Consider the following 794-nt stretch of genomic DNA (forward strand, 5'->3'; position numbering starts at 1 on the left):
GCGGATGCGGTGTCGGGTTCGGTTCCGGAGCGGGCCCGTGCACTCACGCACACCGCACTGGAGCAGGTCCAGCGGTGGCTCACCGACCAGAACGCCTCCACCTCCCGGCTGGTCATCGTGACCACACACGCCGTCGCCGTAACAGCCGACGATCCGATCGATCCCATCACCGCACCGATCTGGGGCCTGATCCGATCCGCCCAGGCCGAGAACCCCGGACGATTCGTCCTGATCGACACCGACACAGACCACACCCCAGCCCTACTCGCCGCCGCCACAGCCACCGGCGAAACCGAACTCGCCCTACGCCAAGGCCGACTCCACCACCCCCGCCTCACCCGCCACACCACCACCCCGACCGTCGATGACGCACCGGTATGGCGGAACGACGGCACCGTCCTGATCACCGGCGGCACCGGCGGCCTGGGCGCACTCATCGCCCGCCACCTCATCACCCACCACGGCATACGCCACCTCCTCCTCGCCAGCCGACGAGGCCCCAACGCACCCGGCGCAACCGAACTCGCCCACGAACTCACCCACCTCACACCCGGCGTCACCATCGACATCACCGCATGCGACGCCGGCGACCGAGACGCCCTCGCCACCCTCCTCACCACCATCCCCACCGACCGCCCCCTCCGCGGAGTCATCCACACGGCAGGCATCGGAGACAACGCACTCGTGGGCGCGTTGACGCCGGAGCGGATCGACCGGGTGTTCCAACCCAAGGCCGACGCGGCCTGGCACCTGCACGAACTCACCCAGGACATGGACCTGGACGCCTTCGTCCT

General features: G+C 69.3%; 1 protein-coding gene. It reads left to right on the forward strand.

All coding sequences use genetic code 11. From position 1 onward, the window contains the following. Positions 1-794: beta-ketoacyl reductase (locus NLX94_RS38700; RefSeq protein WP_254387991.1), on the forward strand; the 794-nt coding region annotated here is incomplete at both ends.

This window comes from Streptomyces sp. TBY4, assembly GCF_024213195.1.
Classification (GTDB): domain Bacteria; phylum Actinomycetota; class Actinomycetes; order Streptomycetales; family Streptomycetaceae; genus Streptomyces.